Raw genomic sequence first — 18,030 nt, forward strand, 5'->3', positions numbered from 1 at the left:
CAGAACTGGCTCAAGCACACGCTGTTCTACAGCGAAGGCAACCGCCTCGACTACAAGCCGGTGAAGATGGAACCGCTGACGGTGGAAAGCGTGCCGCCGAAGGCCCGTACCTTCTGAGCACCGCATCGTAGAGAAAACAGGACCCACAGAAATGAAGCGTATTTTCGAAGTCTACCGCTACGATCCGGACAAGGATGCGGCGCCGCGCATGCAGACCTACGAGGTCGAGCTCGACGGCCACGAGCGCATGCTGCTGGACGCGCTGGTCAAGCTCAAGAAGCTGGACGAGACCATCTCGTTCCGCCGTTCGTGCCGCGAAGGCGTGTGCGGCTCGGACGCGATGAACATCAACGGCAAGAACGGCCTGGCCTGCCTGACCAACATGCGCGAGCTGCCGGACCGCATCGTGCTGCGTCCGCTGCCCGGGCTGCCGGTGGTGCGCGACCTGATCGTCGACATGACGCAGTTCTTCAAGCAGTACAACTCGATCAAGCCGTTCCTGATCAACGACGAGCCGCCGCCCGAGAAAGAGCGCCTGCAGTCGCCGGAAGAGCGCGACGAGCTGGATGGCCTGTACGAGTGCATCCTGTGCGCCAGCCCGAGAAAGAGCGCCTGCAGTCGCCGGAAGAGCGCGACGAGCTGGATGGCCTGTACGAGTGCATCCTGTGCGCCAGCTGCTCGACGTCGTGCCCGTCGTTCTGGTGGAACCCGGACAAGTTCGTCGGCCCGGCCGGCCTGCTGCAGGCTTACCGCTTCATCGCGGACAGCCGCGACCAGGCCACCAATGAGCGCCTGGACAACCTGAACGACCCGTACCGCCTGTTCCGCTGCCACAGCATCATGAACTGCGTCGACGTGTGCCCGAAGGGTCTGAACCCGACCAAGGCCATCGGCAAGATCAAGGAACTGATGGTTCGCCGCGCGGTGTGATCCTGCGGCTGTCTAAGTAGTAAGCGGTGCGTCAGCCAGAGCGGCTATATCTGGCGGGCGCACCGAAAGTAGGAAGCCATGACCGAGAGTCCTGCCACCACCTTCTCCCATCAGGCCGATCCGCACAAGCGCGCACGGTTGCGCTGGCGCGCCCGCCGCGGCCTCCTGGAGAACGACATCATCGTCGAACGTTTTTTCAACCGTTACGAGGAGAGCCTGTCCGACGAGGATGTGGCTGCGCTGAGCCAGCTGTTCGAGCTCAGCGACAACGAGTTGATGGACCTGCTCCTTGCCCGCAAGGAACTGGACGGTGAGCTCGACACGCCCCCGATGCAGCGCGTAGTGAACCTGCTGCGTTCGGTCTGAGTTTTGGTCAACATTATTATTCACAGCATTTGAAGGATCCGACATGACGCCGTCCGATGTGAAAGCCACGCTATCGTTCTCCGATGGTTCCCCCAGCGTTGAGCTGCCGATTTATACGGGCACCGTTGGCCCGGACGTGATCGACATTCGCAAGCTGTACGGACAAACCGGTAAGTTCACCTACGACCCCGGTTTCATGTCGACGGCTTCGTGTAATTCCAAGATCACCTATATCGACGGTGACAAGGGCGAGCTGCTGTATCGCGGCTACCCGATCGAGCAGCTGGCGCAGAAGTGCGACCACCTCGAGACCAGCTACCTGCTGCTCAAGGGTGAACTGCCCAACGCCAAGCAGAAGGAAGAATTCGTCGGCCACGTGATGAACCACACGATGGTCCACGAGCAGCTGCAGTTCTTCATGCGCGGTTTCCGCCGCGATGCCCACCCGATGGCAGTCCTGACCGGCCTGGTGGGTGCCATGAGCGCGTTCTACCACGACGCGATGGACATCGATGATCCGCACCAGCGCGAGATCTCGGCCATCCGCCTGATCGCCAAGATGCCGACCATGGTCGCCATGGCGTACAAGTACAACATCGGCCAGCCGTACATCTATCCGCAGAACGACCTGTCCTACTCGGGCAACTTCCTGCGCATGCTGTTCGCCACGCCGTGCGCCCCGTACACCGTGAACCCGGTGCTGGAGCGCGCGCTGGACCGCATCTTCATCCTGCACGCCGACCACGAGCAGAACGCGTCGACCTCGACCGTGCGCCTGGCCGGCTCGTCGGGCACCAACCCGTTTGCAGCTATCGCCGCGGGCGTGGCCTGCCTGTGGGGCCCGGCCCACGGCGGCGCCAACGAAGCCGCGCTGAAGATGCTGGAAGAGATCGGCAGCGTCGACAACATCCCCGAGTTCATCAAGCAGGTCAAGGACAAGAACTCGGGCGTGCGCCTGATGGGCTTTGGCCACCGCGTGTACAAGAACTACGATCCGCGCGCCAAGCTGATGCGCGAAACCTGCCATGAGGTGCTGAACGAGCTGGGCCTGCACAACGACCCGCTGTTCAAGCTGGCCATGGAGCTGGAAAAGATCGCGCTGGAAGACGAGTACTTCGTCAGCCGCAAGCTGTACCCGAACGTCGACTTCTACTCGGGCATCGTCCAGCGCGCGCTGGGCATCCCGACCTCGCTGTTCACCTGCATCTTCGCGCTGGCCCGCACCCCGGGCTGGATCTCGCAGTGGGAAGAGATGATCACCGATCCGGAATACAAGATCGGCCGTCCGCGCCAGCTGTTTGTCGGCGCCGCCACCCGCGACGTGCCGGACGTGTCCAAGCGCTGAGCGCAAGCTCATCCGATTCGCTGCGCAGTGCAGCAATTGCAAACGCCCCGGCCCGCCGGGGCGTTTGTCTTTTCTGGGGCGGCTCGCGTTGTGCGGTGCAGCGCGGGAAAGGGCAGGAAATCGCACCTCGAATGGTCCGGAGGGCAATTCGTGGAAAATTGTGTCGCGTTTTCCCAATGTGGTTCCGCATTTATTGTGCGATTGTCGCGTAGCGCAGGAAATTTGACCCTATAATGCGGGCTGCTTTGCCGACGGCAGCCGGGCCATCCCTCCGGCATGCGGTGCGGCAAGCGGGGCAGGCGAATCGCTTGCGCAATAGAGAACGCATCAAACGTTGTCTTTCCGAACCTTGGTCCCACACCACAGCGGGACTGACACATGCCGGGCCCCGCATCTCTTGAGCTTTTCCGCAGGCCCGTCTTCCGCGTCTCGGGCCGCTTTTCTGCCGTTCCGATCTCTGTAGTCCGCGGGTGTTGTTCGATTGCGCAGGTCATTCCGCTTCTGCCCGGATGACCCAAACATAAATCGAGGAGCTCCTGATGACGCTGTCCCGTCTTACCACCATTTCGCTGGCTGCCATGCTGGCCACCTTTGGCGCCGCCGCCAACGCCGAAACCGTGAAGATCGCCATTGCCGGCCCGATGAGCGGCTCGGTGGCGCAGTACGGTGACATGGTCAAGGCCGGTGCGCTGACCGCCGTCGAACAGATCAACGCAGCCGGCGGCGCCGGCGGCAACAAGTTGGAAGTGGTGATGATGGACGACGCCTGCGAACCGAAGCAGGCCGTCGCGGTGGCTAACAAGGTCGTCAGCCAGAACATCAAGTACGTGATCGGCCACGTGTGCTCGGGCTCGACCATCCCGGCCTCGGACATCTACGAGAACGAAGGCATCGTGATGGTCACGCCGTCGGCCACCGCGCCGCAGCTGACCGAGACCAGGAAGCGCAAGTTCATCTTCCGCACCATCGGCCGCGACGACCAGCAGGGCCCGGCCGCCGCCCAGTACATCATCGGCAAGGTCAAGCCGAAGAAGGTCGCCGTGCTGCACGACAAGCAGTCGTATGGCCAGGGCATCGCCAGCTCGGTGAAGAAGGACCTGGAAGCGGCCAAGATCCCGGTCGCCGTGTTCGAGGGCATCAACGCCGGCGATTCGGACTACTCCGCCGTCATCACCAAGCTGAAGTCGCAGGGCGTGGACTTCGTCTACTTCGGCGGCTACCACCCGGAAATGGGCCTGCTGCTGCGCCAGGCGCGCGAGCAGGGCGTGAAGGCCACCTTCATGGGCCCCGAGGGCGTGGGCAACAAGGACGTGACCGCGATCGCCGGCCCGTCGTCGGAAGGCATGCTGGTGACGCTGCCGGCCGACTTCTCGGCCGACCCGGCCAACGCGGGCCTGGTGAAGGCATTCGCCGACAAGAAGCGTGACGCCAACGGTCCGTTCCAGATGCCGTCCTACGCCGCCGTCAAGATCATCGGCGACGCCATCGCCGGCGCCAAGAGCACCGATCCGGCCAAGGTCGCGGCGTACATGCACAAGAACGCCTTCACCACCCCGATCGGCAAGGTCGAGTACGACGACAAGGGCGACCTGAAGTCCTTCAAGTTCGTGGTCTACACCTGGCACAAGGACGCCAGCAAGACCGCCGCAAACTAAGCAGGCGCTCCTTCCCGCACACGCCCCGCCCGGCCTCCGGGCGGGGCGTTCTGGTATCGGGCTTCAAGTTCCTGAGGCTTCCCCTATGAATGAATTCCTTCCACAGTTCACCCAGCAGCTGGTCAACGGCCTGACGCTGGGTGCGATCTATGCGCTGATCGCCATCGGCTACACAATGGTCTACGGCATCATCGGCATGATCAATTTCGCGCACGGCGAGATTTACATGATCGGTGCCTACGTCGGCCTGGTCACGCTCACCGCGATCGGCGCCCAGGCAGGCTACCCCCTGCCGCTGGTGCTGGGCGCCGCCCTGCTGGTCTCGGTGCTGGTCACCGGCGTCTACGGCTTTGCGGTCGAGCGGGTGGCATACCGGCCCCTGCGCGGCGGTCCGCGGCTGGTGCCGCTGATCTCCGCCATCGGCATGTCGATCTTCCTGCAGAACTATGTCCAGATCGGGCAGGGCGCGCGCGACGTGTCCGTGCCGGTGCTGATCTCGGGCGCCATCGAGTTCCAGATGGGCGGCGATTTCACCGTGACCGTGCCGTATTCGCGCCTGCTGATCGTCGGCGTAACGCTGGTGATGATGATCGCGCTGACGCTGTTCATCGGCCGCTCGCGCATGGGCCGTGCCTGCCGCGCCTGCGCCGAAGACATGCGCATGGCCAATCTGCTCGGCATCGACACCAACAAGGTAATCTCGTTCACCTTCGTGCTGGGCGCGATGCTGGCCGCCGTCGGCGGCGTGCTGATCGGGCTGAGCATCGGCAAGCTCAATCCCTTTATCGGCTTTATCGCCGGCATCAAGGCCTTTACCGCGGCGGTGCTGGGCGGCATCGGCAGCATCCCGGGCGCAATGCTCGGCGGCGTGCTGCTGGGCCTGGCGGAAACCTTCGCCTCGGGCTACATGCCGGCGGAATACAAGGACGTGGTCGCATTCAGCCTGCTGGTGCTGGTGCTGCTGTTCCGTCCGACCGGGCTGCTGGGCAAGCCTGATGTCGAGAAGGTGTGAGGGAGGGCGAGACAATGACTAACCAAACTTTCGCAATGTCCGCCGGGCAGGTAGCGCGCGGCGGCGCCACGCCGGGCCAGTCGCTCAAGAACGCGATCACGGCGGCCGTGATGACGGCAATCCTGACCATTCCCATCCTGGGCCTGCAGCTCAGGCTGGAAGGCTACAAGGTGGTGCTCGAGCCGCACTGGCGTCCGGTATGGATTGCCGTGGCGGCAGTGTTCCTGTTCCAGCTGTTCAAGCCGTTGCTGTCGCGTGCCGGCAGTGCCGTGCGCCTGCCGTCGGTGCCGCAGCTCGGCGCGCGCCAGCAGCGCGTGGCGATATGGGTGCTGCTGGCGGTCGGGCTGGTGTGGCCATTCTTCGGCTCGCGCGGCGCGGTCGACGTGGCCACGCTGGCGCTGATCTACGTGATCCTGGGGCTGGGCCTGAATATCGTGGTGGGCTATGCCGGCCTGCTCGACCTGGGCTACGTCGGCTTCTATGCGATCGGCGGCTATACCTATGCGCTGCTGAACCAGCACTTCGGGCTAGGCTTCTGGGAATGCCTGCCGATCGCCGCGGCGATGTCGGCAACCTTCGGCTTCCTGCTCGGCTTCCCGGTGCTGCGGCTGCGCGGCGACTACCTCGCCATCGTGACGCTGGGCTTCGGCGAGATCATCCGCCTGCTGGCCAACAACCTGACCAGCCTGACCGGCGGCCCGGATGGTGTCTCGGGCATTCCCAAGCCGTCCGTATTCGGCATCGAAATGGCGCGCAGCGCCAGCGTGGAGGGCACGAAGACCTTCCATGACCTGATCGGCCTGGACTACAGCGGCCAGCACATGGTGATCTTCCTGTACCTGCTGGCGCTGCTGCTGGTGGGCTTCACGCTGTTCGTCACCAGCCGCCTGATCCGCATGCCGATGGGCCGTGCCTGGGAAGCGCTGCGCGACGACGAGATCGCGTGCCGCTCGCTGGGCCTGAACCCGACCCGCATCAAGCTGTCGGCGTTCACGCTGGGCGCATCGTTCGCCGGCATCGGCGGCGCGTTCTTCGCGGCGCGCCAGGGGCTGGTCAATCCGGAATCGTTCACCTTCATCGAGTCGGCGCTGATCCTTGCCGTGGTGGTGCTGGGCGGCATGGGTTCGCAGCTGGGCGTGATCCTGGCGGCGATCCTGTTGACGGTGCTGCCTGAAGTGGCGCGCGGCTTTGCCGAATATCGCATGCTGATCTTCGGCCTGGTGATGGTGCTGATGATGATGTGGCGTCCGCAGGGCCTGCTGCCCGCGAGCCGTCCGCACGTGGAGCTTCCCCGATGAACGCGCCGATGACTAGTTTGCAACAAGCCGAATTGTTGAAAGTATCCGGCCTGCAGATGCGCTTCGGCGGCCTGCTCGCCGTGGACGGCATCGATTTCGATGTCCGCAAGGATGAGGTCTTCGCCATCATCGGCCCCAACGGCGCCGGCAAGACCACGGTGTTCAACTGCGTCGGCGGCTTCTACAAGCCGACCGCGGGCGAGGTCACGCTGGATGGCCACGACATCGCCGGCCTGCCCAGCCACAAGGTGGCGCGCCAGGGCCTGGTGCGGACCTTCCAGAACATCCGCCTGTTCAAGTCGCTGACGGTGGTGGAAAACCTGCTGGTGGCGCAACACCTGCAGGTGCAGTCCGGCATCCTGCGCGGCCTGTTTGCCACCCCGGCCTATCGCCGTGCCGAGCGCGAGGCGCTGGAACGCGCCGCGGTCTGGCTGGAGCGGATGGGCCTGACCAAGGTGGCCAACCGCGAGGCCGGCACGCTGTCGTACGGCCACCAGCGCCGGCTGGAGATCGCACGCTGCATGATCACCAAGCCGCGCCTGCTGATGCTGGACGAGCCCGCCGCAGGCCTGAACCCGCAGGAGAAGGTCGAGCTGCAGCAGCTGATCGACCAACTGCGCCGCGAATTCGGCATTGCCGTGCTGCTGATCGAGCACGACATGAGCCTGGTGATGGGCGTGTCCGACCGCATCCTGGTGATGGAGCACGGCAAGCCTATCGTGATCGGCAAGCCCGACGAAGTGCGCAATGACCCGCGCGTGATCAAGGCCTACCTGGGAGAGGACTGATGCTGAAGCTGGAACAGGTCCATACCCACTACGGCGCCGTCGAGGCGCTGTCGGGCGTATCGATCGAAGTCAACAAGGGGGAGATCGTCACCCTGATCGGCAGCAACGGTGCCGGCAAGACGACGCTGATGATGACCGTGTGCGGCACGCCGCGTGCGTCCAGAGGGCGCGTGCTGTTCGAGGGCGAGGACATCACCAACCGCTCGACGCACGAGATCATGCGGTTGGGGCTCGCGATCTCGCCCGAGGGCCGGCGCGTGTTCCCGAGCCTGACCGTGCTGGAAAACCTGAAGATGGGCGGCTTCTTTGCCAGGCGCGACGAGATCGAGGCCGGCATCGAGCACGTGTTCAAGCTGTTCCCGCGGCTGAACCAGCGCGCCAGCCAGCGTGCCGGCACCATGTCGGGCGGCGAGCAGCAGATGCTGGCGATCGGCCGCGCGCTGATGAGCCGGCCCCGGCTGCTGCTGCTGGACGAGCCCACGCTCGGCCTCGCGCCGCTGATCATCGCGCAGATCTTCGACATCATCCGGACCATTCGTGACGAGGGCGTCACCGTGTTCCTGGTCGAGCAGAACGCCAACAAGGCGCTGCAGGTCGCGGACCGGGGCTATGTGCTGGAGACCGGCAAGGTGGTGCTGGCCGATACCGGTGCTAACCTGCTGGCCAATGACCGGATCAAGGCTGCCTACCTGGGCGGCTGATGCCGGCGGCCGTCGCCCTGCAACGGGGCGACGGCTCTTTACCGATTCGTTTTCGTGATCGGCGAAAGCCCCCTTTCGCCAATCACATTACATTCCAGGCGCCGTCCCGGCCGGGCAGGGCGCTGATCCCCATATCCCCTGTGGCATAATCGATTGCCAAGTCAAGCATTGCAGCAACGCTTGAAATAACGCTCGCTTCAGGCGGCTTCCGGCGCGATCATCGCAATCACGCTATCGACGCCCGTGTTCGCCACCGCGACCGAAGCGAACAAAAACCCCTGCAAACTACTGCGCGGTCACCGCGGCCTCTCCTGCAAGGGAGCGGTCATTCGGTCCGCCATCGCATCATGGCCAAGACGCTCTACGACAAACTCTGGGATGACCACACCGTCCACGTCGAGGAAGACGGCACCACGCTGCTCTACATCGACCGCCACCTGCTGCATGAAGTGACCAGCCCGCAGGCGTTCGAAGGCCTGAAGATGGCGGAGCGTCCGGTATGGCGCATCAGCGCGAACCTGGCCGTCTCGGACCATAACGTGCCGACCACCGACCGCAGCCAGGGGATCGCCGACCCGGTGTCGAAGCTGCAGGTCGATACGCTGGATGCCAACTGCGACAGCTTCGGCATCACCCAGTTCAAGATGACCGACCACCGCCAGGGCATCGTGCACGTGATCGGGCCGGAGCAGGGCGCGACGCTGCCGGGCATGACGGTGGTGTGCGGCGACTCGCATACCAGCACGCACGGCGCCTTCGGCGCGCTGGCGCACGGCATCGGCACCTCTGAAGTCGAGCACGTGCTGGCCACGCAGACGCTGCTGGGCAAGAAGGCAAAGAACATGCTGGTCAGGGTGGAAGGCAAGCTGCCGCGCGGCTGCACCGCCAAGGACATCGTGCTCGCCATCATCGGCAAGATCGGTACCGCCGGCGGCACCGGCTACACCATCGAGTTTGCCGGCTCGGCCATCCGCGACCTGACCATGGAAGGCCGCATGACGGTCTGCAACATGGCCATCGAAGCGGGCGCGCGCGCCGGCCTGGTGGCGGTGGACGACGTCACGCTGGAATACGTCAAGGGCCGCCCGTACGCGCCGCAGGGTGTGGAGTGGGAGCAGGCCGTGGCCTACTGGCGCACGCTGCATTCGGATGCGGGCGCCAAATTCGACCAGGTGGTCGAGCTGCGTGCCGAAGAGATCCGCCCGCAGGTGACCTGGGGCACCTCGCCGGAAATGGTCATCAGCATCGAAGACCGCGTGCCGGATCCCGAGAAGGAAAAGGACTCGACCAAGCGCAACGCCATGGAGCGCGCGCTGGAATACATGGGCCTGCAGCCCAACGTGCCGGTGGAGAGCATCAGTATCGACAAGGTCTTCATCGGCTCGTGCACCAACAGCCGTATCGAAGACATGCGCGCCGCCGCGTGGGTGGTGCAGAAGCTGGGCCGCAAGATCGCATCCAACGTCAAGCTGGCGCTGGTGGTGCCGGGTTCGGGCCTGGTCAAGGAACAGGCCGAGCGCGAAGGCCTGGACAAGATCTTCAAGGCCGCCGGCTTTGAATGGCGCGAGCCGGGCTGCTCGATGTGCCTGGCCATGAACGCCGACCGCCTTGATCCGGGCGAGCGCTGCGCGTCGACCTCGAACCGCAACTTCGAAGGCCGTCAGGGCGCCGGTGGCCGTACCCACCTGGTGAGCCCGGCGATGGCAGCGGCTGCCGCCATCGAAGGCCATTTCGTCGACATCCGCAAGCTGGGCTGAGCGGAGCGCGGCAGATGAAAAGGACCCTGATCGCATGGCTGGCATGCCTGGGCATGCTGCAGCTGGCTGGCTGCAACACCATGGCCGGCCTGGGCAAGGACACGCAGGCCGCCGGCAGCTCGCTCGAGCGCGCGGCCAAGAAGTAAGGAAAGAGACATGGACAAGTTCACTGTACACAGCGGCCTCGTGGCTCCGCTCGACCGCGAGAACGTCGACACCGACGCCATCATCCCGAAGCAGTTCCTGAAGTCGATCAAGCGCACCGGCTTTGGTCCCAACCTGTTCGACGAGTGGCGCTACAAGGATGTCGGCGAGCCCGGCATGGACAACAGCAAGCGTCCGCTGAACCCGGATTTCGTGCTGAACCAGCAGCGCTACCAGGGCGCATCGATCCTGCTGGCGCGCCGCAACTTCGGCTGCGGCAGTTCGCGCGAGCACGCGCCGTGGGCGCTGACGCAATACGGCTTCCGCGCCGTGATCGCGCCCAGCTTTGCCGATATCTTCTTCAACAACTGCTACAAGAACGGCTTGCTGCCGGTGGTGTTGAGCGAGCAGCAGGTCGACCACCTGTTCAACGAGACCAACGCGTTCAACGGCTACCAGCTGACCATCGACCTGGACAAGCAGGCCGTGATCACACCGTCGGGCCAGGGCTATGAATTCGACATCGCCCCGTTCCGCAAGTACTGCATGCTGAATGGCTTCGACGATATCGGCCTGACCCTGCGCCATGCCGACAAGATCAAGGCCTACGAGGCCGAGCGCGTGGCGAAAATGCCGTGGCTGAACAACCGCCTGGTCGGATAAGACTCAACCGAGGAAGACAACAATGAAGATCGCAGTCCTGCCGGGTGACGGCATCGGTCCCGAAATCGTTGCAGAGGCCGTCAAGGTCCTGAACGCGCTCGACGAGAAGTTCGAACTCGAAACCGCGCCCGTGGGCGGCGCCGGCTACGAGGCCGAAGGCCATCCGCTGCCGGAGAACACGCTGAAGCTGGCCAAGGAGGCCGACGCCATCCTGTTCGGCGCCGTCGGCGACTGGAAGTACGACAGCCTGGAGCGCCCGCTGCGCCCCGAGCAGGCCATCCTGGGCCTGCGCAAGCACCTGCAGCTGTTCGCCAACTTCCGTCCGGCGATCTGCTACCCGGAACTGACCGGTGCCTCGAGCCTGAAGCCCGAGCTGGTGGCCGGCCTGGACATCCTGATCGTCCGTGAGCTGAACGGCGACATCTACTTCGGCCAGCCGCGCGGCCTGCGCGAAGCGCCGGACGGCCTGTTCAAGGGCGCGCGCGAAGCCTTCGACACCATGCGCTACAGCGAGCCGGAAATCCGCCGCATCGCGCATGTGGCGTTCCAGGCCGCAGCCAAGCGCGGCAAGAAGCTGTGCAGCGTCGACAAGGCCAACGTGCTCGAGACCTTCCAGTTCTGGAAGGACATCGTGATCGATGTCAGCAAGGAATATCCGGAAGTCGAGCTGTCGCACATGTATGTCGACAACGCGGCCATGCAGCTGGTCAAGGCGCCCAAGAGCTTCGACGTGATCGTCACCGGCAACATGTTCGGCGACATCCTGTCGGACGAGGCCGCCATGCTGACCGGCTCGATCGGCATGCTGCCGTCGGCGTCGCTGGATGCGAACAACAAAGGCCTGTATGAGCCTTCGCACGGCTCGGCGCCGGACATCGCCGGCAAGGGCGTGGCCAATCCGCTGGCCACCATCCTGTCGGCGGCGATGATGCTGCGGTACTCGCTGAACCGCGCCGAGCAGGCCGACCGCATCGAGAACGCCGTCAAGAAGGTGCTGGCTCAGGGCTATCGCACCGGCGACATCCTGACGCCGGGCTGCAAGCAGGTCGGCACCCGCGAGATGGGAGAGGCCGTTCTGGCCGCACTGTAAGTCACACGCAAAAGGGCACCGCCGGCGCGGTGCCCTTTGTTTTATTTGTCCCTAATTTGCACGCTGCGGCGGCGCCGCAAAATCGTGTAGACTCTGCGAATGGCCCGATTTTCCCAGTCCACCCTGACTGCTGCTGTCGCCCTGACCGCCACCCGCGGCCCGGTCGGCACGATTTCGCTCGGCCAGACCGCAACGACGATTAAAACCATTATTAAAACCGCGATCGCCTAGATCCGTTCGTCGTGCCTGCCCGTCTTCCCCGCGCAGCCACGCCGGGCGAGGAAAATGGCGGGGAAGTAAAAATCACATCCGAGGTAAATCATGATTGTAGGTCTCGTCGGTTGGCGGGGTATGGTCGGCAGCGTCCTGATGCAGCGCATGCAGGAAGAGCGTGATTTCGACCACATCGAGCCCGTCTTCTTCAGCACGTCCAACGCCGGCGGCAAGGCGCCCGCCATGGCCAAGAACGAAACCACGCTCAAGGATGCCAACGACATCGAGGCACTGAAGAAGTGCGACGTGGTGCTGACCGCCCAGGGCGGCGACTACACCAACGAGGTCTTCCCCAAGCTGCGCGCGGCTGGCTGGAAGGGCTACTGGATCGACGCGGCCTCGTCGCTGCGCATGAAGGACGATGCCATCATCGTGCTGGATCCGGTCAACCAGGGTGTGATCAAGGACGCGCTGTCCAAGGGCGTCAAGAATTTCATCGGCGGCAACTGCACGGTCAGCTGCATGCTGATTGGCCTGGGCGGCCTGTTCCAGGCCGACATGGTCGAATGGATGACCTCGATGACCTACCAGGCCGCTTCGGGCGGCGGCGCCCAGCACATGCGCGAGTTGCTGACGCAGTTCGGCACGCTGAACGCGTCGGTCAAGCCGCTGCTGGATGACCCGGCGTCGGCCATCCTGGAAATCGACCGCCAGATCCTGGCGACCCAGCATGGCCTGTCCGCCGAGGAAACCAAGCAGTTCGGCGTGCCGCTGGCCGGCAACCTGATCCCCTGGATCGACAAGGACCTGGGCAACGGCCAGTCCAAGGAAGAATGGAAGGGCGGCGCCGAGACCAACAAGATCCTGGGCCGTGGCGAGGGCTTCCTGGGTGCGACCGGCGCCACGCCGATCGCCGTCGACGGCCTGTGCGTCCGCATCGGCGCGATGCGCTGCCACTCGCAGGCGCTGACCATCAAGCTGCGCCGCGACGTGCCGCTGGACGAGATCGAAGGCATGCTGGCGGCCCACAACCAGTGGGCCAAGGTGGTGCCAAACACGCGTGAAGCCAGCATGACCGACCTGACCCCGGCGGCCGTGACCGGCACGCTGACGATCCCGGTCGGCCGCCTGCGCAAGATGCAGATGGGCGGCGAGTACCTGTCGGCCTTCACGGTCGGCGACCAGCTGCTGTGGGGCGCGGCCGAGCCGCTGCGCCGCATGCTGCGTATCCTGATCGAATCCTGATGGGTGGCTGATAGCTGCGTGCCTGGTTGCGTCCGTTGCAGCGAGGCAACAGAAAAGACCGCTTTGCCGACAACGCCGCGCCCACGCGCGGCGTTGTTGTATCCAGACGCCTATTTTCCCGGGCGATGCGTCACAATACGGCGGCATGCGCCCCGGCCCGCAGGGGTCGGCGCCTGTTGGTCAAGGGGTGCAATCAGAATGCCCCGCCAGCTTGACGGACCTGTCTATGGGGTCGGTTTGTCGATGTATATCGCTACTAAAACATAACGGAGCATAAGGTGAGTGTGAGCCAACATCGCCGGAAAGATGCGCCTACTGCCCGTCAGCGCTGGTCAACGCTGGCCGTCACGGCACTGGGTCTGCTGCTTGCGCAGCCGGCCGCATATGCCGCGGGGTTCGGGCAATTGCGGGTTCAGTCGAATCTGGGGCAGCCGCTGCAGGCTGAGATCGACATCAGCGGGGTCACACCCGATGAGGCCGCCGCGCTGAACGTCAAGCTGGCGTCGCCTGGGGCGTACGCCGCGGCCGGGCTGATCTACCAGCCCGCGGTCAGCACGCTGCGGCTGGAGATCGAGCGCCGCCCGAACGGCAGCTATGTCGCCAAGGTCCGTTCGACGCAGCCGATCAGCGAGCCGTTCGTCGATATCCTGGTCGACATGAGCTGGGCCAGCGGCAAGGTTTCGCGCGCCTACACATTCCTGCTTGATCCCGCCGGGGTCAAGCCTTCCAACGAGAGCTATTCGCCTTCGACGGTGGTGCAGGCTGCAACGCCCGACGCTTCGCCCGCCACCGCGCAACAGCCCGCGGCTGCGGCGGCGCCGCAGGCGGCCGCACCGGGAGCCGCACAGGGGGCCGCGCCCGCCGCAGAATCCGCCCGTCCGGCAGCGCCGGTGCGTCCCGCACGGCAGGCCAGGCGCGCGCCGTCCGCGCCCGCCGCCAGCGCCGACACGGCGCCGGGCAGTGGCTATACCGTCAAGCGCGGCGATACGCTGTACGGGATTGCCGGCGAAGCCGTACAGGGCGCCGAATCGGTGTCGCTGGACCAGATGCTGGTCGCGCTCTACCGCAACAATCCCAACGCCTTTATCGGCGGCAACATGAACCGGCTGCGCAGCGGCGCGGTGCTGCAGGTGCCGACCCAGCAACAGGCGCAGTCCGTCACGCCGAAGGAGGCGCGCCGCGAGGTGGTGGCGCGCACGCAGGGCTTCGACGCCTATCGCAGCCGCCTGGCGAGTGCCGCCGCGGCCAAGTCGGTCGTACCCGACAGCGGCCGCCAGCAGTCCGGCAACGTGACGGCGCGCGTGCAGGAACAGGCCGCCCCGACCGATGGCCCACGCGACGAGCTGAAGCTGAGCAAGGGCGAGCGGGGCGCGCAGGCCGATGCTGCCGCCAAGGCCGAAGCCAACGTCGCGCGCGAGCGCCAGGTCAAGGAAGCCGAGGCGCGCCTGGCGCAGCTGGAAAAGAATATCGGCGACATGCAGAAGCTGCTCGAGCTGAAGAACGCCGAGATCGCCAAGCTGAGCCAGACCAACCAGGCTGCGCTGGCTGACAAGGAAAAGGAGAAGGAAAAGGCGGCCGCGGTGGCCAAGCCGGAAGCAGCCGCACCGAACGTGGTGGCTGCCCAGGCGCCAAAGGCCGATGCCGCTGAACCGGCAGCGGCAGCGGCAGCAGCCACTGCCGCCGCCGTGCCGGATGCCGCCGCCAGTGCCGCTGCTGCCGCAGCGCCGGCGGTGGCAGCCGCCGGGGCTTCGGCGCCGCAGGCCGCAGCAGCGGCTGCCGCGCCGGCATCGGCCCCGGCAGCCAAGCCGGCGCCGCCCGTGGTGGCCCCGCCCGCACCGGTGCAGGAGCCGTCGTTCCTTGACGGCCTGCTGGCCAACCCGCTGCTGCTGCCCGGCGGCGGCCTGGTGGTGGCGCTGCTCGGCGTCTACGCGATCTATCGCCGCCGCCGCCAGCAGAAGGAAGGCGAGGCGACCGGCTTCGGCGACAGCATCCTGTCGCAGGAAAGCACGGTGATGGCCGGCACCAATTCGCTGTTCGGTGCCGCCGGCGGCCAGAGTGTCGATACCTCGCAGCACAGCGTGTTCGGTGCCGACTTCCGCATCGGCAACAACACGCCGGAAGCCAACGAGGTCGACCCGATCGCCGAGGCCGAGGTCTATATCGCCTACGGGCGCGATGTGCAGGCGGAGGAAATCCTGCGCGAAGCCCTGGAGAAAAGCCCGGAGCAGCAGTCGGTGCGGCTCAAGCTCCTGGAGATTTACAGCAACAGACAGGATGTGGAAGGTTTCCGCGTGATAGCAGAAGAAATGTTCGCCCAGACCGGCGGGCACGGTGCGGAATGGCTGAAGGCAGCGGAAATGGGGCGCGCGCTCGAGCCGGGCAACGCGATGTACCTGGCGGTGACGCCGGAGGCCGCGGGTCAGGATACGGCCTCGCCGGCGACGGACCAGTGGCGCACACAGGACCCGTCGCAGGATCCGGCTTCGATCCCGCGCCTGGAGCCCTCGCTGGGCGACCTGGCGTTGCCGCTGGACGCCTTCCCGGCGCCCGCGGCGGGCGACCCGATCGTGGCGCCGGCGTCGGCGGCAATGATGTTCGGTGCGGATTCGGACCCGACCGAGCCGGCGGTGCGCCTGGACGGCGGACTGGACCTGGACTTCCCGGCCCGTGCCAGCGACCCGCTGGCGGACGAGCACGCGCACGACGTGCCGCGCCTGGACACGCCGACGCGCTCGCGGCCGCTGGAGTTCGACATGTCGGCCCTTTCGCTGGACCTGGGCAGTGGGCCGTCGGCCAACAGTGATGCGCCGGTCGCGGCGGACGAGGCTTTCGCGCCGCTGCCAGCGACCACCCTGCTGCGCGACGGCAAGCTGGCTGCGCCGATCGACCTGTCGCGTGTACCGGACGAAACCAATCCCGACACGGCCCGCGGCGTTTCGCCCAGCACGCTGTCGACCGATGGCTTCGACGGCGGGCGCGACATGCAGATCAAGCTCGACCTGGCACGCGCCTATATCGAGATCGGCGACAAGGAAGGGGCCCGCGAGCTGCTGCAGGAAGTGGTCGAGCAGTCGCAGGACCCGCTGCAGGCCGAGGCCCGTTCGCTGCTGCTGGAAGTGGCCTGAGCTATCATTGACGGTCCGCCGCGGCACGCGCTGCCGCGGCCTGAAGCGATGCGCCGGAAGCGTCCCTTCCGGCGCATTTGCTTTTCCGGCGCGCATCGCCTGCTCGCCGCCATGCTTTTTCCCCTGACATGAACCGCATCGCACTTGGCCTGCACTACGACGGCGCCGCCTTTTCCGGGTGGCAGTCGCAGCCGCACCGCAATACCGTGCAGGATCACCTCGAAGACGCCATCGAGCGCTTTGCCGGCGTGCGCCTGCTGACCACCGTGGCGGGGCGCACCGATGCCGGCGTGCACGCGCTGGGGCAGGTGATCCACCTGGATACCGGGCTGGAACGCGAGCCCTTCTCCTGGGTGCGTGGCGTCAATGCCTTCCTGCCGCGGTCGATCGCGCTGCAGTGGGCGCTGCCGGTCGACGAAGGCTTCCATGCCCGCTTCCTGGCCTATGAGCGCATGTACTACTACGCGCTCTACACCGGTCCGCACCGGGTGCCAATGGTTCATGGCCGCGCCGGCTACCAGATGCTGCCGCCCGGACAACGCCTCGACGTGGACGCCATGCGCGAAGCCGCGGCGCACCTGATCGGCGAACACGACTTTTCCGCGTTCCGCGCCGCCGAATGCCAGGCCAAGTCGCCGGTCAAGACCATGTACGACGTCACCATCCGCGACGACGGCAACTGGGTGTTCCTGCGCTTTCGCGCCAGCGCCTTCCTGCACCATATGGTGCGCAACCTGATGGGCTGCCTGGTGGCGGTGGGCCGGCGCCGCTACCCGCCGCAGTGGCTCGCGCAGGTGCTCGCCGGGCGCGACCGCAAGCTGGCGGCGCCCACGTTCATGCCGGATGGCCTCTACCTGGTCGGGGTCAAGTATCCTGATGCTTACCCGATCCCCGCGGCCGACCCGTCCGCGAGCCTGTTCCATGGAGTGTTCGATGACGCAGCCTGAGGGCAGTGCGGCGCACCTGCCGCAGCGCACCCGCATCAAGATCTGCGGCCTGACCCGCGAAGACGACGTGCGCGCCGCCGTCGACGCCGGCGCGGACGCGATCGGGCTGGTGTTCTACCCGAAGAGCCCCCGCTACGTCGACGTGGCGCAAGCCGCGGCGCTGGCCGAGGCCGCCGGGCCGTTCGTCGCGGTGACGGGACTGTTCGTCAACGCCGAACTGGAAGACATCGCCCACGTGGCCGAGCGCGTGCCGCTGACGCTGCTGCAGCTGCACGGCGACGAAACCCCGCAGTTCTGCACCCAGGCCGCCCAGCGCTGCCGGCTGCCGTTCCTGCGCGCCGCCCGTGTCCGTCCGGGGCTCGATTTGGTAGAATTTGCCGACCAATACCGTGATGCCGCTGCCTTGCTGCTCGATGCCTTCGTCGAAGGCTACGGCGGTGGCGGCCACGTCTTCGACTGGACCCTGATTCCTCCGGCATGGCTTCCGCCCAATCCTCCGGTCCCGGCAACCGGCAACCCGAACGCAAGCGGCGCTCCTCGCATCGTTTTGAGTGGTGGGTTGAACGCGCAAAACGTCGCTGGCGCGATTGAACGCGTGCGGCCCTACGCTGTGGACGTCAGCAGCGGGGTAGAGGCCGCCAAGGGCGTGAAAGACCACGCCCGCATTGCCGAATTCGTGCGCGCTGTCCGCAGCGCCAGCGCAGGATGAGCCGGGTCGAAGCCCGATCCCTTCCCCATACCGCGCCCGCCG

General features: G+C 65.8%; 17 protein-coding genes and 1 pseudogene. All 18 read left to right on the top strand.

The features are described from left to right. Positions 1–117: hypothetical protein (locus tag ACAD63_RS05440; RefSeq protein WP_434033965.1), on the top strand; the 117-nt coding region annotated here is incomplete at its 5' end. A gap of 34 nt (positions 118–151) precedes the next feature. Beyond that, positions 152–930: pseudogene (locus ACAD63_RS05445) on the top strand (succinate dehydrogenase iron-sulfur subunit). Between the two features lie 78 nt (positions 931–1,008). Beyond that, positions 1,009–1,296 carry a succinate dehydrogenase assembly factor 2 gene (locus tag ACAD63_RS05450; RefSeq protein ID WP_116322295.1) on the top strand — a complete coding sequence of 96 codons (288 nt, stop codon included), beginning with the start codon at positions 1,009–1,011 and terminating at the stop codon, positions 1,294–1,296. A 43-nt stretch (positions 1,297–1,339) separates the two neighbouring features. Beyond that, positions 1,340–2,641, top strand: coding sequence for a citrate synthase (gene gltA, locus ACAD63_RS05455; RefSeq protein ID WP_133098523.1), 1,302 nt, complete (start codon positions 1,340–1,342; stop codon positions 2,639–2,641). 539 nt (positions 2,642–3,180) lie between these two features. Beyond that, positions 3,181–4,296, top strand: coding sequence for a branched-chain amino acid ABC transporter substrate-binding protein (locus tag ACAD63_RS05460; protein WP_133098522.1), 1,116 nt, complete (start codon positions 3,181–3,183; stop codon positions 4,294–4,296). Positions 4,297–4,381: 85 nt separating this feature from the next. After that, on the top strand, positions 4,382–5,308 hold the full coding sequence (gene livH, locus ACAD63_RS05465; protein ID WP_133098521.1) for a high-affinity branched-chain amino acid ABC transporter permease LivH: 927 nt from the start codon (positions 4,382–4,384) through the stop codon (positions 5,306–5,308). Between the two features lie 14 nt (positions 5,309–5,322). Further along, a complete protein-coding gene (locus ACAD63_RS05470; protein ID WP_431189884.1) occupies positions 5,323–6,606 on the top strand; it encodes a high-affinity branched-chain amino acid ABC transporter permease LivM in 1,284 nt (427 codons plus the stop codon). An 8-nt stretch (positions 6,607–6,614) separates the two neighbouring features. Continuing rightward, positions 6,615–7,394 (top strand): high-affinity branched-chain amino acid ABC transporter ATP-binding protein LivG, encoded by a 780-nt coding sequence (gene livG / locus ACAD63_RS05475; RefSeq protein WP_133098520.1) that lies wholly within the window; start codon positions 6,615–6,617, stop codon positions 7,392–7,394. Further along, positions 7,394–8,095 carry an ABC transporter ATP-binding protein gene (locus tag ACAD63_RS05480; protein WP_133098519.1) on the top strand — a complete coding sequence of 234 codons (702 nt, stop codon included), beginning with the start codon at positions 7,394–7,396 and terminating at the stop codon, positions 8,093–8,095. The genes livG and ACAD63_RS05480 overlap by 1 nt, the downstream gene beginning before the upstream one ends. A 347-nt stretch (positions 8,096–8,442) precedes the next feature. Continuing rightward, the gene (gene leuC / locus ACAD63_RS05485; RefSeq protein WP_133098518.1) at positions 8,443–9,852 is read left to right on the top strand and encodes a 3-isopropylmalate dehydratase large subunit; all 1,410 of its coding nucleotides are present in this window, start codon (positions 8,443–8,445) and stop codon (positions 9,850–9,852) included. 14 nt (positions 9,853–9,866) lie between these two features. After that, positions 9,867–9,998 carry an entericidin A/B family lipoprotein gene (locus ACAD63_RS05490; RefSeq protein ID WP_116322288.1) on the top strand — a complete coding sequence of 44 codons (132 nt, stop codon included), beginning with the start codon at positions 9,867–9,869 and terminating at the stop codon, positions 9,996–9,998. 10 nt (positions 9,999–10,008) lie between these two features. Continuing rightward, complete coding sequence (gene leuD, locus ACAD63_RS05495) at positions 10,009–10,659, top strand: 3-isopropylmalate dehydratase small subunit (RefSeq protein WP_133098517.1); 651 nt, start codon at positions 10,009–10,011, stop codon at positions 10,657–10,659. Positions 10,660–10,681: 22 nt separating this feature from the next. After that, complete coding sequence (gene leuB, locus ACAD63_RS05500; protein WP_133098516.1) at positions 10,682–11,749, top strand: 3-isopropylmalate dehydrogenase; 1,068 nt, start codon at positions 10,682–10,684, stop codon at positions 11,747–11,749. Between the two features lie 99 nt (positions 11,750–11,848). After that, positions 11,849–11,980 (top strand): hypothetical protein, encoded by a 132-nt coding sequence (locus ACAD63_RS05505; protein ID WP_434033529.1) that lies wholly within the window; start codon positions 11,849–11,851, stop codon positions 11,978–11,980. Positions 11,981–12,070: 90 nt separating this feature from the next. Continuing rightward, positions 12,071–13,207, top strand: a complete 1,137-nt coding sequence (gene asd, locus ACAD63_RS05510; RefSeq protein WP_133098515.1) for an aspartate-semialdehyde dehydrogenase — start codon at positions 12,071–12,073, stop codon at positions 13,205–13,207. Between the two features lie 278 nt (positions 13,208–13,485). Continuing rightward, positions 13,486–16,332 (top strand): FimV/HubP family polar landmark protein, encoded by a 2,847-nt coding sequence (locus tag ACAD63_RS05515; RefSeq protein ID WP_434033530.1) that lies wholly within the window; start codon positions 13,486–13,488, stop codon positions 16,330–16,332. Between the two features lie 128 nt (positions 16,333–16,460). Continuing rightward, positions 16,461–17,279 carry a tRNA pseudouridine(38-40) synthase TruA gene (gene truA, locus ACAD63_RS05520; protein WP_133095493.1) on the top strand — a complete coding sequence of 273 codons (819 nt, stop codon included), beginning with the start codon at positions 16,461–16,463 and terminating at the stop codon, positions 17,277–17,279. After that, entirely contained in the window at positions 17,266–17,988 is a 723-nt protein-coding gene (locus ACAD63_RS05525) for a phosphoribosylanthranilate isomerase (RefSeq protein ID WP_135705582.1), read from the top strand. Before truA ends, ACAD63_RS05525 begins: the two co-directional genes overlap by 14 nt. The last annotated feature ends 42 nt before the right edge of the window (positions 17,989–18,030 follow it).

The organism is Cupriavidus sp. a3 (assembly GCF_051015765.1).
Taxonomy (GTDB): Bacteria; Pseudomonadota; Gammaproteobacteria; order Burkholderiales; family Burkholderiaceae; genus Cupriavidus; species Cupriavidus oxalaticus_A.